This is a genomic window from Sphingobium sp. SJ10-10 (assembly GCF_036038995.2).
Taxonomy (GTDB): Bacteria; Pseudomonadota; Alphaproteobacteria; order Sphingomonadales; family Sphingomonadaceae; genus Sphingobium.
This window is the reverse complement of record NZ_CP158132.1, coordinates 309,740-327,250: the sequence shown is the minus strand read 5'-3', so window position 1 is coordinate 327,250 and position 17,511 is coordinate 309,740. Positions and strand designations below refer to the sequence as shown.

Annotated in this window: 12 protein-coding genes; 6 read left to right on the top strand and 6 right to left on the bottom strand. The window is 57.6% G+C overall.

Annotated features, from left to right (window positions below; translation table 11 throughout):
* Positions 1 to 90 precede the first annotated feature (90 nt).
* The 3 genes from VVT58_RS01560 to VVT58_RS01550 form a co-directional block, all read right to left on the bottom strand.
* Complete coding sequence (locus VVT58_RS01560) at positions 91 to 900, bottom strand: SDR family oxidoreductase (protein WP_327751855.1); 810 nt, start codon at positions 898 to 900, stop codon at positions 91 to 93.
* A gap of 92 nt (positions 901 to 992) precedes the next feature.
* Positions 993 to 2,522 carry a bifunctional 3-(3-hydroxy-phenyl)propionate/3-hydroxycinnamic acid hydroxylase gene (locus VVT58_RS01555; RefSeq protein WP_327751856.1) on the bottom strand — a complete coding sequence of 510 codons (1,530 nt, stop codon included), beginning with the start codon at positions 2,520 to 2,522 and terminating at the stop codon, positions 993 to 995.
* Between the two features lie 80 nt (positions 2,523 to 2,602).
* Complete coding sequence (locus VVT58_RS01550; protein WP_327751857.1) at positions 2,603 to 3,631, bottom strand: aromatic ring-hydroxylating dioxygenase subunit alpha; 1,029 nt, start codon at positions 3,629 to 3,631, stop codon at positions 2,603 to 2,605.
* Between the two features lie 500 nt (positions 3,632 to 4,131).
* Between VVT58_RS01550 and VVT58_RS01545 the strand changes: the two genes are divergently transcribed.
* The gene (locus tag VVT58_RS01545; RefSeq protein ID WP_327751858.1) at positions 4,132 to 5,058 is read left to right on the top strand and encodes a LysR substrate-binding domain-containing protein; all 927 of its coding nucleotides are present in this window, start codon (positions 4,132 to 4,134) and stop codon (positions 5,056 to 5,058) included.
* A gap of 31 nt (positions 5,059 to 5,089) precedes the next feature.
* Here VVT58_RS01545 and VVT58_RS01540 read toward each other — a convergent pair whose 3' ends face one another.
* A complete protein-coding gene (locus VVT58_RS01540) occupies positions 5,090 to 5,896 on the bottom strand; it encodes an alpha/beta hydrolase (protein ID WP_327751859.1) in 807 nt (268 codons plus the stop codon).
* 24 nt (positions 5,897 to 5,920) lie between these two features.
* Positions 5,921 to 7,549 carry an FAD-dependent monooxygenase gene (locus tag VVT58_RS01535; RefSeq protein WP_327751860.1) on the bottom strand — a complete coding sequence of 543 codons (1,629 nt, stop codon included), beginning with the start codon at positions 7,547 to 7,549 and terminating at the stop codon, positions 5,921 to 5,923.
* 215 nt (positions 7,550 to 7,764) lie between these two features.
* Between VVT58_RS01535 and VVT58_RS01530 the strand changes: the two genes are divergently transcribed.
* From VVT58_RS01530 to VVT58_RS01520, 3 genes are all read left to right on the top strand, one after another.
* Complete coding sequence (locus tag VVT58_RS01530; RefSeq protein WP_327751861.1) at positions 7,765 to 8,706, top strand: LysR family transcriptional regulator; 942 nt, start codon at positions 7,765 to 7,767, stop codon at positions 8,704 to 8,706.
* Between the two features lie 447 nt (positions 8,707 to 9,153).
* Positions 9,154 to 11,259, top strand: a complete 2,106-nt coding sequence (locus VVT58_RS01525) for a TonB-dependent receptor (RefSeq protein ID WP_327751862.1) — start codon at positions 9,154 to 9,156, stop codon at positions 11,257 to 11,259.
* Positions 11,260 to 11,349: 90 nt separating this feature from the next.
* Positions 11,350 to 12,378, top strand: coding sequence for an aromatic ring-hydroxylating dioxygenase subunit alpha (locus tag VVT58_RS01520; protein ID WP_327751863.1), 1,029 nt, complete (start codon positions 11,350 to 11,352; stop codon positions 12,376 to 12,378).
* A gap of 152 nt (positions 12,379 to 12,530) precedes the next feature.
* Here the strand turns inward: VVT58_RS01520 and VVT58_RS01515 are convergent, their stop codons facing one another.
* The gene (locus VVT58_RS01515) at positions 12,531 to 13,463 is read right to left on the bottom strand and encodes a LysR family transcriptional regulator (RefSeq protein ID WP_327751864.1); all 933 of its coding nucleotides are present in this window, start codon (positions 13,461 to 13,463) and stop codon (positions 12,531 to 12,533) included.
* Positions 13,464 to 13,692: 229 nt separating this feature from the next.
* Between VVT58_RS01515 and VVT58_RS01510 the strand changes: the two genes are divergently transcribed.
* Together VVT58_RS01510 and VVT58_RS01505 are read left to right on the top strand one after the other, a co-directional pair.
* Positions 13,693 to 15,138, top strand: a complete 1,446-nt coding sequence (locus VVT58_RS01510) for an LLM class flavin-dependent oxidoreductase (protein ID WP_327751865.1) — start codon at positions 13,693 to 13,695, stop codon at positions 15,136 to 15,138.
* 178 nt (positions 15,139 to 15,316) lie between these two features.
* Positions 15,317 to 17,509 (top strand): TonB-dependent receptor, encoded by a 2,193-nt coding sequence (locus VVT58_RS01505; protein WP_327751866.1) that lies wholly within the window; start codon positions 15,317 to 15,319, stop codon positions 17,507 to 17,509.
* Positions 17,510 to 17,511 lie beyond the last annotated feature (2 nt).

The following is a 17,511-nucleotide window of genomic DNA, read 5'->3' as shown; positions in this document are numbered from 1 at the left end:
ACTTTCATGTAGAGATCGTGCGCTCGCTGGCATCAAGGCTGTGGCCTGGCGGCGCAGTCCTGAACCCCGGTGGCAGCTCGATAGCGCAAGTCACCGCATCGCCAGGGCTCCCGAGGCAAGCGTCGGCACGCTACTGCCGATATAACCGCCATCCAGATCGATGATTTGCCCGGTAAGGTAGCTGGCCTTGTCCGACGCCAGAAATGCGGCAAGGTCCCCTATCTCCTTTGTTTCCGCCCCCCGGCCGAACGGCAGATGCGCCGCCAGTTCGCGCCAGCGGGAACCGTCGCCCAAAGTCGCCTTTGCCTTGGCCTCATAAGCTTCCACGACATACTCGGTATTCACGACCCAGGCTCCAATACCCAGAATCCGGATATTGTCCTTGGCCAGATCATGGGCCAGCGCACGGGTCACTGTCGCCAGCGCGGAACAGCTTGCCGAGGAATAGAGTGCCTTGTTGGTCGCGACCTGATAGATCTGGCCGATCACATTGATGATCACGCCCCCTTCCCGCTTCCGCAAGATCGGGAGAAACGCACGCAGCATGCGAATGTAGCTGAACGGCTTGAGCGACCAGTTATGCATCCATTGGTCTTCATCGATGTCCTCAAGCGATCCGGCCGACGGCGTGTTCGCATTGTTGATCAGGATATCGACATCAGGACATTGAGCGGCGATCTCCACCGGCGCACTCGCTGAATATAGATCCGCCTCGATCCATCTGACGGCAACGTGATACGTCTCCGCGATCTCCCGGCTGACGGCTCCAAGCCGGGCCACATCGCGCGCAACCAGGATCAGATTGACCCCTTCCGCAGCGAGTTGTTCGGCCATGCCGCGGCCGATGCCCTTGCTGCCGCCGGTGATCAGTGCCGTCTTTCCCCGTAAATTCAGATCCATCAATGATCCTTTGATGCGATAGTTATAGGATCTCGTTCATGCCCGGAGGGTCATTGCAGGTTGGCCACCGCCATGGCAGACAGGACGGCGGTTCAGCTCAGGTCGGACACCTCATTTACGAGAAGCCGTGTAGCCAGCCCGCGAACCATTTCCTCAATCCCCTCAACGGATTCAGCGACACCAACCAAGTAACGGTCGGGCCGGATCAGCATGACCGAGCCTCCGATTGCGGAAATCGCGCTGACGACCGCCTGACTGCCGTCCGGCACCAGCACCGCTCCGATTGCTTCGAGCGATGACCGCACCTCCGACGAAAGCTGCGAAATCAGTGCAGGATCACCGACAAGCGCAAAATTATAGCCAACCGCGTCATCCAGACGCCTGCCATCGGCAAGGAACGGTTGCGGCGAAAGCCTTCCGCCACCCCGAGCCGCAGGCTCGTGCATACCGGCGCCCAGCCCCAACCGCACATGGACGACCTGGGCATCGCCAAAGTCCTGCCGTTCAAGCGTAGCCAGTTCCTCCGCGGTGGCGGTCGCCATCCAGCGGAGCCTGTCTCCTACCGCGCCAGCCATTTTGACATAATTATATGCGTTCGGATGACGCTCGCTTTCGTAACTTTCCAACAGTGCCTCCGGTGCGGAGCCTTTCAGCACACGGGCAAGCTTCCATCCCAGGTTGAGAGAGTCGCGAATAGCGGAACATACGCCCTGCCCCAGAAAGGGCGGCATCGTATGGGCGGAATCGCCCGCCAGAAATACTCGTCCGACGCGCCAGCGTTGCGCGACGCGGGAATGGAAATGGTAGACATGGGCGCGCAGGACTTCATAATCGCCCGGCGCGAACCATTTGCTCACGAAGTCGGCAACGGCAGCCGGAGTCTTGACGTCTTCTTCCTTCATGTCCTCTGTAAGGGCGAACTCGAACCGATGCATGTGCTGTGGCATTGGCACATAGGTGAGCGTCTCCTTCTGCGTGACTTTCGTCCACGCCTCACGGTTGATGTCGACCGGCACGCCTTCGTTGACTCGAATATCAACGATCATCCAGCGTTGGCTGTCGGCCAGTTGGTCGACACCGATATCAAGATGCTTGCACACAAAGGAATTGCTTCCGTCACACCCCACGACATAGCGCGCCAAAACCTGCTCCGTGGCGCTTTTCTCGCTCGCCCCCGATCTTATGTAGCTCACCAGAACCTTGTCCTGATGCTCTTCCAGATCCACGACCTGACACCCAAGCTTCTGCATAGCCCCGTTTTCGGTGGCCCGTTTGCGGAGATAATGCTCAATGGCAGGCTGGACGAAATAATAGTCCGATAACCAGCCCTGATCCGTCGGTTCGGACTCAAGCCCGGGATAGCCGCCGATGCGCCGATCCAAGGCATCGTAGATGGCATAATCCGCTGTGGGTATCACGGAATCGGGCATCGCTTCGGGGATCGAAAGCATTTGGAACGTCCGCATGGTTTCGTCGTCGATATGGGCGGCCCGAGGTATCTCGAGCACATTTGGCCATCTGTCGAAGATGACGACGCTTAATCCACTGCTCAAAAGCAGATCGGCAAGGACCGCGCCACTCGCGCCATAGCCGATCACCGCGACATCAAACGTGGAAAGCATATGATTGGACCTATTCCATTCGATCGCGGGATATTGCTCGACTATTCACCCGCCCGACGAACGAGCCGAACCTGTCTCCCTCAGGCCATGCTTTCTTCCTCGGCAATCATCTTGGCGAGGATGCGCCGCGCGCGTCCGCCGCCCGCGTCGCCGGGTAAGAGAAGCGGTTTGAGCGACATGAAATCGGCATCGCCGATCATCTGCTGTTGCGCCTCGACGACCGGCAGATCCTCGGTCTGGAACGGAATGCGCAGATCGTCGGTATGCTGCGTGGCGATCTCCTGGGCTTGGGGACTATCCGCCCAGGCAAAGCACATCGCATAGAAATAATGAGTGCTGGTCGCTGTCTCGGGCGTGAAGAAATGGATGCTGGGCAACACCCTTGCCTCATCGCGCGGCTGCCCCATCTTCACTACGCCGCCATAGAGCTCGATCAGTGCGGGCGCCTGCCAACGACAATCGAGCCAGCGGTCGATCGCCGTGTCGGAATCAAAGCCGAACTGTTCCGCCAGATAGGGGGGCAGACGATCGTCGCTAATATAGCGCTTGGACCAGACAGCGTCGCCTTCCAGCACCGTTTCGATCTTGCCCCTGCGGACCGCTTCGGTCGCAAACATCGGATGGAGGAACTCGATATGGCTCAGGTCCATGATGTTGTCGGATTCAAGTTCGTAATTCGCATGGGGCTTCAGATAGCCTTCACCCACCGCATACAGTTCCGGATCGAGGATTTCGAAATAGGGCAGCTTGGCCGGATCCGCCAACGCGGGGTCGCCCGGCCAGAACCACACTGCTCCATAGCGCTCCATCGTCGGATAGGAGTGAACCTTCGCCGCCTTCGGGATCGGACCGTGCGGGTTGACCACGCACTGTCCGTCGCCTCCGAAACGCAGGCCGTGATATTTGCACTGCACAGACCCGTCGACCAACTCACCCATGTGCAACGGCGCGAAGCGGTGGGGGCAACGGTCGTCGGTCGCCTGAACCGCGCCTTCCTCATCGCGGAAAAACAGCACAGGCTTCTCAAGCAGCGTCCGGTGGAACAGCTTGCCGGGTTCCACCTCAGTGCTCCAGGCCGCCATGTACCAGATGTTCTTCAGCGCACGCATCACAGCCTCCCATAATCATCAGGGCTATCGCCCACTCCCGCTCGTGCCTACGCGCCTGGACAGGCTTTGACCGAAAGATTTTGTTTCCTAGCCTTGGCGCCGGGCCACGACCTTTGAATCTTCTATACCGGAAGCGCAGCGCGGTGATTGCAGCAAGCGAAATGAAATCTCGGAAATCCCAAGATATCCTCTCATTTCATGCAGCGCCGTCCGGTCGTCTTCGGGAAAGAATTAGTCCTCTCCCTTCATGCCGGGCAGATGCAGACTTTTGACCTTCGATACCCAAGATCGCAGCATGAACGCTGAAGCGACGCCCCTTATTATCTCATAGAGCGTCCGGATTGGGGCCGCACTTTGGTCAACCGATCCGAAACAGGTATCAGTGTTCGACTAGTGGTATCGTGCGCCGCTTTCGGTTCCTTGGTAAAATGCCGAGGCGCAGGCACAAATTCAGGAACGGCACACCATAAGGGTTCCGACAGGAGGGGAGATCGATAACGATGAAACTCCATCAATTTCGAGATCTTCTGGCAGTCGCGGAAACCGGCAGCCTGAGGGCGGCGGCACGTCATCTCGGACTTGCGCAGCCGGTCATAACCCGCAGCATCCAGGAATTGGAGCGAGAGCTGGGCATCCCCCTGTTCGAGCGGCACGCCAAAGGCGTCGCGCTTACCGAGAGCGGCAAAACCTTCGTTCGCCGCGTCGAAGCCTTTCAGGCGGATCTTCAGCGCGCGAGAGAGGAGATCGCACAGAGCAACGGCCATCTGGTCGGCGAGATTACCGTCGCCTTTTCCGCGATGGTCTGCCTGACCCTGCTTCCCCGGATAGTCAAACATTTCTACAAGAAATATCCCAAGGTGGTCCTCAAGATTTCCGAAAGCATGTTCCAGGAGGTGGAGAGCAGCCTCGAGAACGGCCTGATCGACTTCTGGGTCGGGCCGCTGGATACCTCCATCCGATATCCACGGCTCTCGATCGAATGCCTTTTCGATACAAGCCGGAGGGTGGTGGGCCGGAAGAACCATCCACTTCAGTTTGCGCATAGCCTGTCCGACCTTGCCGAGGCCAGCTGGGTCAGGCCGGCCATATCCAAGCGCAACACCGAAAGCGATTTCGACAAGGTCTTCGAAAAGGCGGAGTTACCCCCTCCCCAGATCATGTTCCAATCCGGGTCGCCGCTGATCACCATGCTGACGGTGGCGAACACCGATTTCCTGACGATGCTACCGCAGCATATCCTTGCTCTGCCGACCGTTTCCGAACTGGTCCGCCCGTTCAACAATATCGATCCGTTCTTCTCGCCGTCCATCTGCTGCGCGAAACGATATGGCCTTCCGCTGACGCCCGCGGCGGAATATCTGTGCGATCTGATCCGCAAATTGGTTCTGAACCATATTCTTGAAGATACTGCGGGAGCTTGGCCATAACCGTATATTAGGGCGGCCATTCGCAGGAATGTCAGGCAAATCGGGTCACGAACGCCTTGATCGCGGCCGACGTTTCCTGCGGGGCGTCCACGTTTACATGATGTCCGGCATTGGGAATCATGACGAACTTAGCGCCCGGGATTGCCGCCGCAAGCTGCTCACCAAGCGCGGGCCGGCTGTCATGGGGCGCCCAGATGATCAGCGTCGGGCATTTGATGTCGCCCAATCGCGGGGTGATATCGACATAGCTGCGCGGCACGCAGAACAGCAGCTGCACGCTTTGCTTCGAATGCGAAAGCAACAGATCCACCTCGTCCGCAAACCGCTTCGGATCACGCTCGGGGAAGTCCGGCGCGTGAAGATAGCCTGTTGCGAAATCGGTCGCCGCCTTGCGACGCTGGCCCTCATCCCCCTCGGCCATCACCCTGGTGAACTCGTCGAGCTTGACAAGCGCAGCGGGCGGCGGGCCGCCGGGACCCCCGCACATGTTCACGAGTGCCGTGACATGCTCGGGATATTTGAGCGCAACCCTCATCCCGATAGCTCCGCCTTGCGACACGCCGACCAGGATCGCTTTCTGCTCGCCCAGCTTCGCGATGATCGTGACGACATCTTCCACCAGATCATCGGCCGCCCAGCCGGCGGGGTTATATCCGGACTCGGCGTGGCCCGGCCAGTCGAACGCGACGCAGCGGAATGAGTCGGAAAGCGCCTCGATCTGCGGCACCAGCAGTTGCTTGCCGCCGGTCGTGCCGTGCATCAGCAGCAGCAACGCTCCTTCCCCCTCCTCGATGCAGGCATAAGGGATTCCATTCACGTCGAGTGTATATTTCTTCATCTTTGAACCCTTCCAGGCATCAGTCTATTGGTAGGAAACGGCGCCGCGCACGACATCGAGCAGCCATCGGCAATCTTCGGGCAATGCGTCGCCCCGCCACGCCACATGCTGGTCGGGGCGGATTAGCGCGAGCTTATGTTCATAGAGCGCACGGGCGGCATCATCATTCAGCTCATAGACCAGCAGCGGCAATCCGATTTCCGCCGCCATCTTCTCAATCACCGCCGTATCAACCTGCGGATCGAGCTTGAGCAACGTGAAGCCGGGCCCGAAATGATCGTAAAGGGAGTCCTTCTCGCCCAGCCACAGATGCGGCGCGCGACAGCCGGCCACCGACGAGGGCGTATATTCGCCATATTTGAGCGGCGGCAGTTCGGTCCCATCGCCGATGACGATGGGAGAAGTCGTGTAACGATAGCCGAATTGAGCACCAAAGCTGCGCGATTGCTGCGTTTTTTCACGGATGATGAATTCGCGTACCTCGGCACGCGCTTTATCGCCGCGCTCCGAATCTTCCTCCATATGGGGCCGGACGAGCACCTTTCCGGCGACCTGATTGTTATGCGCCGCCCCTTCGATGATATATTTGCAGACGTCCCGGCGTTCGAGCGTGTATGTTTCGATCAGCCGGGGTCCACCCCATCCTTGCAGGGTGGCGGCGATCTTCCACCCGATATCGACCGCGTCTCCTATTCCCATGTTCATCCCAAAGCCGCCGAAAGGCGAAGTGAGATGTGCCGCGTCCCCGACCAACACCGCCCGCCCAAAATTGAAACTGGTTGCAAGGCGGGCCTGGCTGGCGAAATAGCGTCCCACCGGCTCGAAGATCTCAAACTCTTCGCCGATGCTGCGGTAAAGCATGTTACGGAAGGCGGGCCAATCATCGGCTTCGACGCCCTCCGGCATCGGCGTCACATGATATAGCCAATGCCCCTCTGCGCTTTGCGGAATCAGAATGTCGCCATAGCAATCCTCATTGAGAAAAAAGGTCATCGAGGACAGTTGCGTATTGCCGAACAGCTTTGCGAGGTCCGGCGCCCGGAAATGCCACGCCTGGTTATAGAACAGCGTGGTGCCGTCCATGCGAAGATTGAGTTTCTTTCTAAACTCCGACTGGGCGCCATCGGCGATGACGAAATAGTCGGCCGAAACTGTTCGGGCGCCGTCCTTGTCTTCCACGATCAGGGAGACGCCATTCTCGTCCTGGCTGAAATCCTTTATCACGGTGAGAGGAAGGAAAGTGGCGGATTCAAGTGAAAGAATCTTTTCCCGCAAGCTTCTCTCGATCGCCTGGTGGGGTGCCCATTCCGGCACTTCCGCGGTAAAGGGCGGTTGCTCGCGCCATTCATAGGCGCCTTCGACGTTCAGAATGATCCTCCCGTTGGCGCGCGTGGAATAGGTCAGATCCCGCACGACATTCAACGGAACCGGATCATTGGCCCGCAACTGCTCCGCGATGCCCCAACGCCTGAAATGCTCCATAGACCGCGCATTGGTGAGATTGATGCGCCCGACATTATAGTCGTCGACGGCGCGCGGATCACAGATCAGGGTACGGATTCCCCGCAATGCCAGCTCGATGGCGGTCGCCATGCCCACCGGGCCCGCCCCCGCAACGACGACCTGAAAATCCTTTTTGCCCGAAGTGCTCACGAACACTCCTCCCCGCTTCTGTTTTCCGTTCCAAGAAGGGCCGACTGCGTCCGAAGCTTCGGAGCCATACATCCTTCCTGCTATGAGAAATCCCGTTTTCGCGGGGTCAGTTCAAACGGTTTGTGCTGGTTGATGTTACAATTCGCAGTTGTGTCGGCTTGTAAGCAAAGGGTATATCTGCGCATCGAAGAAAAAATGTCCCTTGGGGAGTGAACGTGCGCACCTCCGATATAAGCAAGTTCGATTTTAACCTGTTACGGGCGCTGCATGTGCTCCTGCGCGAACGCAACGTGACGCGCGCAGCGAATGATTTGCACGTCACACAACAGGCGATGAGCGGGTCACTGAAGCGCCTGCGGCAATATTTCGATGATCCGCTGTTCATCCGGGTCGGGCAGCATCTCGAACCCACGCCGATGGCGCTCGCCCTGGTTGCGCCGGTGCGCGACGCCATGCGGCAGATCGCAATGACGCTCGAAACCACCCCGACCTTTGCCCCGGAGGTTACGCGACGGCATTTCCGTGTCGCGATGTCCGACCATGCCTCGCTCACCCTGCTGCCCGACCTGATCGCCAACATGGCTTATGCCGCTCCAGGCATAACCTACGAGATCCAGCCGGTCACAAAGCATACGTTGTACCATCTCGATCTGGGCGAACTGGATTTATGCGTGATGCCGCAAAATCTGCGTGTCCATCAGTCGAACCTGTCGAACGTATGCCCCAAAATTCGAAGCACGACCCTGTTCGACGACTGTTTCGTCTGCGTGATAGATGCGAACAACCCGACGGTCGGCCAGGAGCTGACATTGGATCAATATGTCACCATGCATCACGCCGCGCTCAAGATGACCGACGGTCTGCAATCGCTTGTGGAGGTTTCTTGGATCAATGCCGGCATAGCGCCCCATATTGCGGCGTCCGCCAGCAGTTTTGCGAGTTTGATCTGCATGGTGCCCGGCACGCCCCTGGTCGCGACCGTGCATCGTCGCCTTGCCTATAAGTTCAAGACCATCGCCCCCTTGCGCATATTGGACTGCCCGGTTCAGATCGATGTGACCCGGCAGCAGCTCAACTGGCATTACCGCAACGACAACGATCCCACGCATCGCTTCGTTCGGGAAGCGATGGTTTCGGCCGGCGCGACCATGCAGTAATTCTGTCGCTCTGCCTGCCCTACAAGCCGAGACCCACTGATAGTCGCTACAAGGCACAACTCGCGCTTGTCGCGAGGATCAATCTAAACAGTTTGTATAAGAAACGCGTCTGCAACACTGTTCAGTCCCATCTTACCTAAAACGGTAAAAGGGAGGAGCAGGATGGAACAGCGGAGGTGTCATCTTTATTGACGGCAACACCGCGATCTCGTGTCGCCAAAAATTATGGCGCATTCGAGAAAAACACGCCCGGCAAGATCGGGTGGAGCGCTGGCTGCGTCATCCTGCTCCATACATCGCTCGCCGCGATTGCAGGTATCGCCGATAACAAGTTCGCATCTGCCAAACACATGGCCAGACGATCAGTCTCTATTAAAATATTATCGCACTGTCCGCCAGGACCGGCGCAAAGATCAGAACAAAAAATTTCGATTTGGGGAGGGAAGAATGAAGGGTTTTCTGCTATCCACCGTTGCACTTGTTGCGGCTGTTCCATTTGCGACAGTCGTTCGCGCGCAAACTGCCGACACCGCGAAATCTGAGGTTAAGACTGAAGAAGCGGTCGGTATCGGCGAAATCGTCGTTACCGCGAATAAGCGCAGTGAAAGTGTCCAAAAGGCACCAGCCGCCATCACGGCACTGACAGGTCCGCTTCTTGAAAAGATGGGGATCGTAAGCGCGCTGGACTTGAGGAAGGTCGTATCGGGCGCCGCGTTCGTCCATGAGAATAATGTCGTCCAGGGCTTCATCCGCGGCGTGGGCGGCAATCTCGACGAGCCGTTCGTTGATCCGGCCATCGGCATTAACATCAACGATATCAACCTGCCCCGGGCCGCCAGCGGCTCATCCTTCTTCGATCTACAGCGCGTCGAGGTTCTGCCGGGTCCGCAGGGAACGCTTTATGGCGGCAGCGCGACCGGTGGCGTCGTCAACCTGATCTCTACAGTGCCCGCTCATAATTATGAAGGTTCCGCGAGCCTCGAAGGGGGCAATTATGCGGCACTTCGGCTCAATCTGGCGCAGAACATCGATGTCAGCGATACGTTGGCACTTCGTGGCGCATTCCAATTTGCGCGCCATGACGGGTATCAAAGCCGCGGCCTCTATTCACTGGCCAAAGAGTTTGACGGCCGCATCAGCGCGCTCTGGACGCCGACCGAAGATTTCACCGCGAGCATATTCGCCTCCGCATATATCGCTCATGGCAAGCCCGACGCCACGGTCAACGCGCCCCTTAAAGATAAAAATCACCCCTGGCGGGTTCCAACGGTCGGTCAAATCTTCAATAACCCGGTCGATGCCTCCCTTTCCCGCTTTGCGTTCAAGGTATATGTCGTGGGCGGCCGCTTCAACTATGATGTAGGAGATATAAGACTTTCCTACATTCCGGGTCTCAGTGTTACTCGAGTGTCTCTCAACAGCTATGCCGCCGACTTCCCGGACAGCGAAGTCGACAACGAGACGCGGTACAGCAACGAAGTTCGGATAAGCAACTCGGAAAGTGGCCGCAATAGCTGGCAGGTCGGGCTCTATCAGGCGCATACCAAGGTTGCGTACAACTTCTTCTTCGGCAGCGGTGTGTTTCCGCCTCCGGCCGATATCGTGATCATAGTGCCACGGCAGATCAACACCGATTACGCTGTCTATGCACAGGATGTCTTTAAGATTACACCCGAAATCCGCCTCACCGCGGGCGGCCGCTATTCCTACGACAGCAAGAAAACCCGTAACTCCATCGGTGCATTGGGCGTGCCTTTCTCGGCCGACCACCATTGGGACCATTTCGACTGGAAGGTCGGGGTCGATGCCGACCTGGCAAAGGATGTCCTTGGCTACGCGACCATACAAACTGGTTATCTGCCGGGCGGATACTTTCCGTTGCCGAATACGCCCACGTTCAACAACAATGTCGAGCCGGAGCGGCTGCAGTCGTACACCGTCGGTATCAAGAGTCGTCTTCTGGACAACAGGCTGACGATCAATGATGAGGCGTTTTATTACATATATAAAAATTATCAGATCGTCGCCGTCAATCTTTCGGGAGGTCAGGTAGACCTGATAGGAAATGCGCCACGCGCGGTCATTTACGGCAATCAGTTCAACCTGAGCTATCAATTAACCGGCAACGACACGTTCGATATCGGTTTTACCGCATTGAAGGCAAAGTTCACCAACTTCGTGTTCGGTAACAAGAACCTGAAGGATTTCGACATGGCAAACGCCCCGCATTGGTCGGGCGAAGTAGGATATGACCATAGGTTCGATCTGGCCAATGGGGCAGACGTTACCTTCCATGCGCATTCTCATCTTCAGACCGGCTATTGGGGACTTTTCTCGCATGATCCCGGAACCCGTCAGTCCAAATATACGAAGACGGATGTGACATTGACCTATTCTGCGCCGGGCGACCGTTGGACTGCGGGCATCTGGGCCAAGAATATAGAAAATACCCCCGTATTCGGGGCCACGGGCGCCGGAGGACAGCCTGGCCCGGCATCGGCCTTCATCGAAGAGCCGCGGACCTACGGAGTGAAATTGTCCACCAGATGGTAGAATGATCGGCTTCGATCGCCTGTCATCAAAGGCAGTTTTCATGTGCTATATGGCTCCCTAGACTATGCTGAGCCCTGATTAGGAGGTGTGATGCGCGCGCTGAAGAACATCTGGTACATGGCGGCCTGGAGCACTGAGGTGGAACCCGGCAAGCTGTTCCACCGGACGCTGCTTGAGAAGCCTGTACTGTTTTTCCGCGATGAGGAAGGCGCGGTTCAGGCGATCGACGACCGTTGCCCCCACCGCTTCGCGCCGTTGCACATGGGTGAGTTGGTCGACGGGTCTGTGCAGTGCAAATATCACGGCCTGCGTTTCGGAGGCGACGGACAGTGCGTGTTCAACCCGCACGGTCCGATCCCGAAGGCGGCGAAGGTTCACTCCTATCCGACGATGGAGCGCTATGGCGCGGTTTGGTTCTGGCCCGGCGACCCCGCGTTGGCGGATCCGGCCAAGCTGCCCTATTTCGAAATTCTCGATCCGGAACTGTATGCGGTGGGTGAAGGCTATCTGAAGCCCCATGCGAATTACGAACTTGAATCCGACAACATCATGGACCTGAGCCATATCGAGTTCCTCCATCCGATGTTTGCGACCGAAGCGGTTAGAAACGGAAAGATCGAGACGGCGCTGGAAGGGAATGCCGTCTGGTCCAAGCGCTACATCTCCAATGATCATCTGCCTCCTTATTTGGCAGAACTTTTCGGAGTGGACTCCGACACGGCGATCGACCGCTGGCTCGACTGCCGTTGGCAGGCGCCTGCACTGATCGAGCTTTATGGTGGTGCGGTAAAATCCGGACGGCCGCGCGAGGAAGGGATGGTTTCACCCAGCATCCATTTCTTCACGCCCGAAACCGCGACCAGCACCCATTATTTCTACGCGATGTGCATCGCCCGCGCCAGCAATCCCAAGGCGGGCGAGATCGCGCAACAGCAAACCGACGATCTGCGCATTCCGTTCGAGACCGAGGATTTGCCGGTCGTCGAGGCGCAACAGCAGATGATCGGCGATGCCGATTTCATGTCGCTCAAACCGCTTCTCTTACCCGGCGACGCGGGCGGCGGACGCGCGCGGCGCATCCTCGCCAAGATGATTGCCGAGGAAGAAAGCATGGCCTGAGCTGGCCTGGCCTGCAAGAGCAGTTGCTCTGATTGAAGCAGTTTCGGCCCTATCTTCTGGGACGCCTTAATCTTGCGATCGCCATTTTGATGGACAAGCTGTTCTAAGAGTCTGTTTGGAAATGCGCGGAAGAGCGCATTTCCAAACAGACTCTAAGCGTTCGGCCTAGAAGAGGCCTGGGCAATATTCTGTTTCCAGGCGTCGATGGACTGGATGAACGCCTTCTCGACCTCTTCCAGAAACAAACGTGCTGCGGCACTCATTTTCTTGCGAGAAGGTCGGATCGAGAATATTTCGGTGACCATTCCCGGATATGCGATTTCTCGGGCGATAAGGCTTTCATATTCACCGAACATGCTGGACACGGGTAGCAGCGTGACCCAGTCGCTTGCCTTGACCAGATCAAGGATCGTCGGAACCATTTCAATCTCGATGATCCTACTGATGGGAAGCGAGTCGGCCTCGATATAACGGTCCAGGATGCTGCGGAGCGGATATAACCCCGGCACCACCAGCTTGAGAGGCGGCATTTCGGTCAGATTGATCCGGCCAGACGGCAGATCTATATTATAGGGCGATGCGATCAACACGATTGGCTCTATCGCAACTCGGCTGACCGTTAACCGTTTGTCGGTCGGCGGATCGAGCGTGATCGAAAAGTCGACTTCGCCACGAATGGTAAAATCGATCAGCCGCTGGGGAAGCACTTCGACGATACTGAGTTCGACGTCGGGATATTCGTCCAAAAATTGCGGAATGATGGTGGAAGACAGGAATTTGGCTACCCGCGGCGGCAAGGCCACGCGAAGCGGACCGCGAATATCGGATGTCTCACCGGTGACCGCCTTGCGCGCCGCCTCCAGATCCATCAGTATCTTTTGCAGGCGCACATACAGCCCGTGCGCAACGACTGTCGGCGCCACCCCGGTAGCACTACGCCGAAAAAGCGTCGTATTGAGATCCGTTTCCAAATTCCGGATCGCAATGCTGATGCTGGGTTGAGCAATATTCAGACGTGACGCCGCCTTATTGATGCTGCCCTCTTCGTAGACGGCGCAAAATGCCCGGATGAGCCGAAAATCCATAGGCCTGAATATGATCGGCTATGTCCCATCATACTATATATTTTTACCCGATTAGGCGGCGACACATCCAAAATCGCCGGTAGGGCTCGCGCATCGTCGCATAGTGTTGAACGCTTCAGCTTATAGTTTCTCGATATAACGGCTATAGGCTTTTCACGCCTTCCCGGCCCTTGCCCAAAGCGTCAGACATATATCCGGAACTTCCGCGGCTCCCGCGCACAGGCATCGGATGGCGCAATGCATCGGGATGTCGCTTTCTGCATTAATCCAAATGATCGAGGCTCATGACATGATGAATTTGATTGCGGTTCCGACTTCAACCGGCGGCGCGATCGGCGGGTGGCGGCATCCCGAAGCCTGGGACAACACGGTGATGAATCTCGATCAGATGATCTCATGCGCCCAGACCGCGGAAAAGGGCAAGTTCGACTGCATATTCTTTGCCGACGGCAACGGCGTGCGCGACATCAGCAACCCGATACTTTTCGAAGCCTTAAGGGACCGGGCGGCCAGTTTTGAGCCGGTGACGCTGCTTTCGGCACTGTCGCAACACACCACGAATATCGGCCTTGTGGCTACCGTGACCACCACTTATGAAGAACCCTATACGGTGGCCCGCAAATTCGGATCTCTGGACCATTTGAGCGCCGGCCGCGCCGGCTGGAATATCGTTACCACCGCCCGTCCGGGAGATTCGAAGAATTTCGGCCGTGACGAACATATGCCGCGCGAGGAACGCTATCCGCGCGCGGACGAATTTCTCGACGTCATCAAGGGATTGTGGGACAGCTGGGCCGACGATGCGTTCGTGCAAAATCGCGAGACCGGTCAATATCTGAACCGTACACGCGTCCGCACGCTGAATCACGAAGGCCGATATCTCAAGGTGAAGGGGCCGTTGAATGTTTCGCGGCTGCCGCAGGGATATCCGATCCTGTTTTCTGCCGGTCAATCGGAACGCGGACGCGAGCTGGCCGCCAAGCACGCCGATTGCCTGTTCGCGATCTGCCCGTCCAAGGAAGAGGGCGTCGCGCTCCGCCAGGACATGAAGAACCGCTTGGCCAAATATGGCCGCAGGCCCGAGACGCTCAAGGTCATTCCGGGCATGGGCGCTTTCGTGGGCAGAACCGCCGCAGAAGCGGACGAATATTATGAGCAGGCCGGCGCCATGATTACGGAGCAGGTCGGCTTCAACTATCTCGCCTCGACGCTGTCGCTTGATTTAGCCGGTTGCGATATCGACGGACCCGTGCCGGAAATAGACACGAGCGATGCTTCGGGTGCCACGAGCATCAGCCGGGCCGTGGCCAATCACATCAAAAAGAACAATATGACGATCCGGCAGGCTTACCAGCACCTGATTTTGTCGCACAACCATCCCATTTTCAAAGGCACGCCGACCCAGGTCGCCGAAGAAATGGCGGATTGGTATACTTCCGGCGCCTGCGATGGCTTTCTGGTCGACAGCGCCGTCCAGCCGATCGGCATGGAAAGATTCGTTGATCTGGTCGTCCCGGAGCTTCAGCGCATGGGGATATTCCGCAAGGCATATACCGGCAAAACCTTGCGCGAGCGCATGGGACTGCCGACGCCGGACAATCAGTTTTTCCCCGCCTCTGCATCGCGTGCCGCAGAAGCGGATGGGGCGACGGAGCGTCATCCTTCCAACGTTTGAAGAGCGCCAGTCGCCCTCGCGGCGGACAGCGATGCTGCGTGCACATACCATAAGAAATTTCGAAAACTGAAGGGAGAGCGGCCGAACCGGAGTTCGAGCGACGCCGGACGTGGGCCTAAAAAAAGAAAAAGCAGAAGGAGAAAATGGCGTCGTTTCAATAGACAAAAGGGGAATAAAAATGAAGGGAAGCATATATTTGATGGGAATTTCGCTTACCGCATTGGCGATACCCATGGCGCAGGCGCAATCGCGGCCTGACGCAGCCGACACGGAAGTCTCCCCCGACATCGTCGTCACCGCCCAGAAACGGACCGAGCGCCTGCAGGACGTTCCCATCGCCGTCAACGTCGCCTCCAGCGAACAACTCGAAAATTCCGGGGTCAAGGAACTTCCGCAGCTACAAGCGATCATTCCCGGCCTTAATGTCGCCGTTTCAAGCGGCTCCTTCCTCCCCTCTATCCGGGGCGTCGCGACATCCAGCAACATCGTTGAGAATCCCGTCGCGCTGTACATCGATGGCGTCTACTTGCCGCAGCAGCAGGAAGGCCTGCGCGACCTTGCGGACGTGGAACAGATCACGGTTCTCAAAGGACCGCAGGGCACGCTGTTCGGGCGGAACGCCACGGCCGGGGTGCTTCAAATCAAGACGCTGGGCCCGGATTTCGATACGAGCGGCCAATTCAACCTGAGCTACGGCAGCTATCAGACCGTGCACAGCAATGCCTATATAACGACCGGCCTTTCCGACCGGTTCGCCGTGAGCCTATCGGCGGCCTATCAGACGCAAGGCAAGGGCTGGGGCAAGAGCCTGACGACAGGCAAGGAAGAGAGCAAGCTTTATCACTCCTATTCTCTTCGCGGAAAGCTTCTGTTCCAGATAGGCGACGCCACGTCATTGCTGATCCAGGGCGACTATCTCAATCGGCTGGATGCCAGTGCCAATTTCCGGGCCTATCCCGGCACCACCCTCGCCTATCAAGGCTTTGGACCGGCGAGCAATCTGTATGACAGCTACAGCGGCCTTGCCGGCCGAGCTCTGTTCAAGGGCGGCGGCGTGTCCGCCACGTTCAAGAGCGATCTCGGCTTCGCAGACCTGATTTCGATCAGCGCATATCGTGAGTCCGATTTCGATGCCCGATACGATCTGGACGCCGTTGCCGCGACGATCATAGACACGAACTCCTCCGGCCAAGGCCGAATGTATTCGCAGGAGCTGCAACTGATTTCCAACGCCGGCGGCCCGCTAAAATGGGTCGCGGGTGCCTATTATTTCAATTATCGTCAGGGCTATGATTTCTTCAATCGCGACTTCGCCACCGGCGTCGCGCCCGGTGGAGCGCCCTATCGCTTCTCACCATTTAACCGCAACGCCACGCTGGCGACATTCGAGAAAGCGGAATCCTTTGCGCCCTTTGCTCAGGCGGACCTGGAAGTCCTGCCGGGAACGACAATAACCGGAGGCCTGCGCTATACCTATGAAAAGCGCAGGCTAGACGGCTACCGGCAGCTGACGGACAGTATGGGCGTCGTTGCGGCGCCGACCCATTATACTCCGGCGCCGCTCACCGCGAAAAAGGCAACCTGGCGCCTGGCGGTAAACCGGAAGCTTTCCACCGACGCCATGATCTTCGCATCCTATAGCCGCGGTTTCAAGAGCGGCGGCTTCAATATCGCTACGCCTGCGGCACCGCGCTATTTGCCCGAGCAACTCGACGATTGGGAAATCGGCCTGAAAAGCCAGTTCTGGAATCGCCGGATTACGTTCAACGCCACCGGCTTCTACTATAAATACAAAAATGTTCAGGTATCGCAATCGATCGGAAACCCTCCTTCCCAGAACGTAACCAACGGTGCGGGAGCGAAGATTTATGGCGTCGATGTCGACTTGACGGCAAAGCTTGTAGACGGGCTTACTCTGTCGGGCGGGCTGGAATTGCTGCATCCCTATTTCACCAAATATCTGAACGCGCCGCGCGGCGTCGATCTCTCAGGCGGAGGAGTCCTGATCGTTCCGGGCGGGTTTGATGCGAAAGGGCAGCGCATTCCCTTTGCGCGAACCTATGTGCTGAACGGCGCCCTGGACTATGTGACCCCGGCCTTCGGTGGAAATCTGGAGTTCAATGCTACTGTGACACGCAGCGGCGACTATTATTTCGAGCCGGACAATATCGTGCGGCAGCCCGCCTACACAATGCTGAATGGCGGTGTGAAACTGTCGGATGCATCCGATAAATACAGTCTTCGCTTCGGCGTCACCAACGCCTTCGACAAGGTCATTTATTCGCGAGATGTAACCGTGGCTTTCGGGCGGATGGTTTCATATGGCAGGCCGCCACGGGAATATACGCTGACGCTCGGAGCCAAATTCTAGAG

Bases quoted from the DNA above. Each gene is read 5' to 3' on its own strand.
- VVT58_RS01545 (WP_327751858.1), top strand. From the start codon at position 4,132: ATGAAACTCCATCAATTTCGAGATCTTCTGGCAGTCGCGGAAACCGGC.
- VVT58_RS01555 (WP_327751856.1), bottom strand. From the start codon at position 2,522: ATGCTTTCCACGTTTGATGTCGCGGTGATCGGCTATGGCGCGAGTGGC.
- VVT58_RS01515 (WP_327751864.1), bottom strand. From the start codon at position 13,463: ATGGATTTTCGGCTCATCCGGGCATTTTGCGCCGTCTACGAAGAGGGC.
- VVT58_RS01560 (WP_327751855.1), bottom strand. From the start codon at position 900: ATGGATCTGAATTTACGGGGAAAGACGGCACTGATCACCGGCGGCAGC.
- VVT58_RS01520 (WP_327751863.1), top strand. From the start codon at position 11,350: ATGCGCGCGCTGAAGAACATCTGGTACATGGCGGCCTGGAGCACTGAG.
- VVT58_RS01540 (WP_327751859.1), bottom strand. From the start codon at position 5,896: ATGAAGAAATATACACTCGACGTGAATGGAATCCCTTATGCCTGCATC.
- VVT58_RS01525 (WP_327751862.1), top strand. From the start codon at position 9,154: ATGAAGGGTTTTCTGCTATCCACCGTTGCACTTGTTGCGGCTGTTCCA.
- VVT58_RS01510 (WP_327751865.1), top strand. From the start codon at position 13,693: ATGGCGCAATGCATCGGGATGTCGCTTTCTGCATTAATCCAAATGATC.
- VVT58_RS01550 (WP_327751857.1), bottom strand. From the start codon at position 3,631: ATGCGTGCGCTGAAGAACATCTGGTACATGGCGGCCTGGAGCACTGAG.
- VVT58_RS01505 (WP_327751866.1), top strand. From the start codon at position 15,317: ATGAAGGGAAGCATATATTTGATGGGAATTTCGCTTACCGCATTGGCG.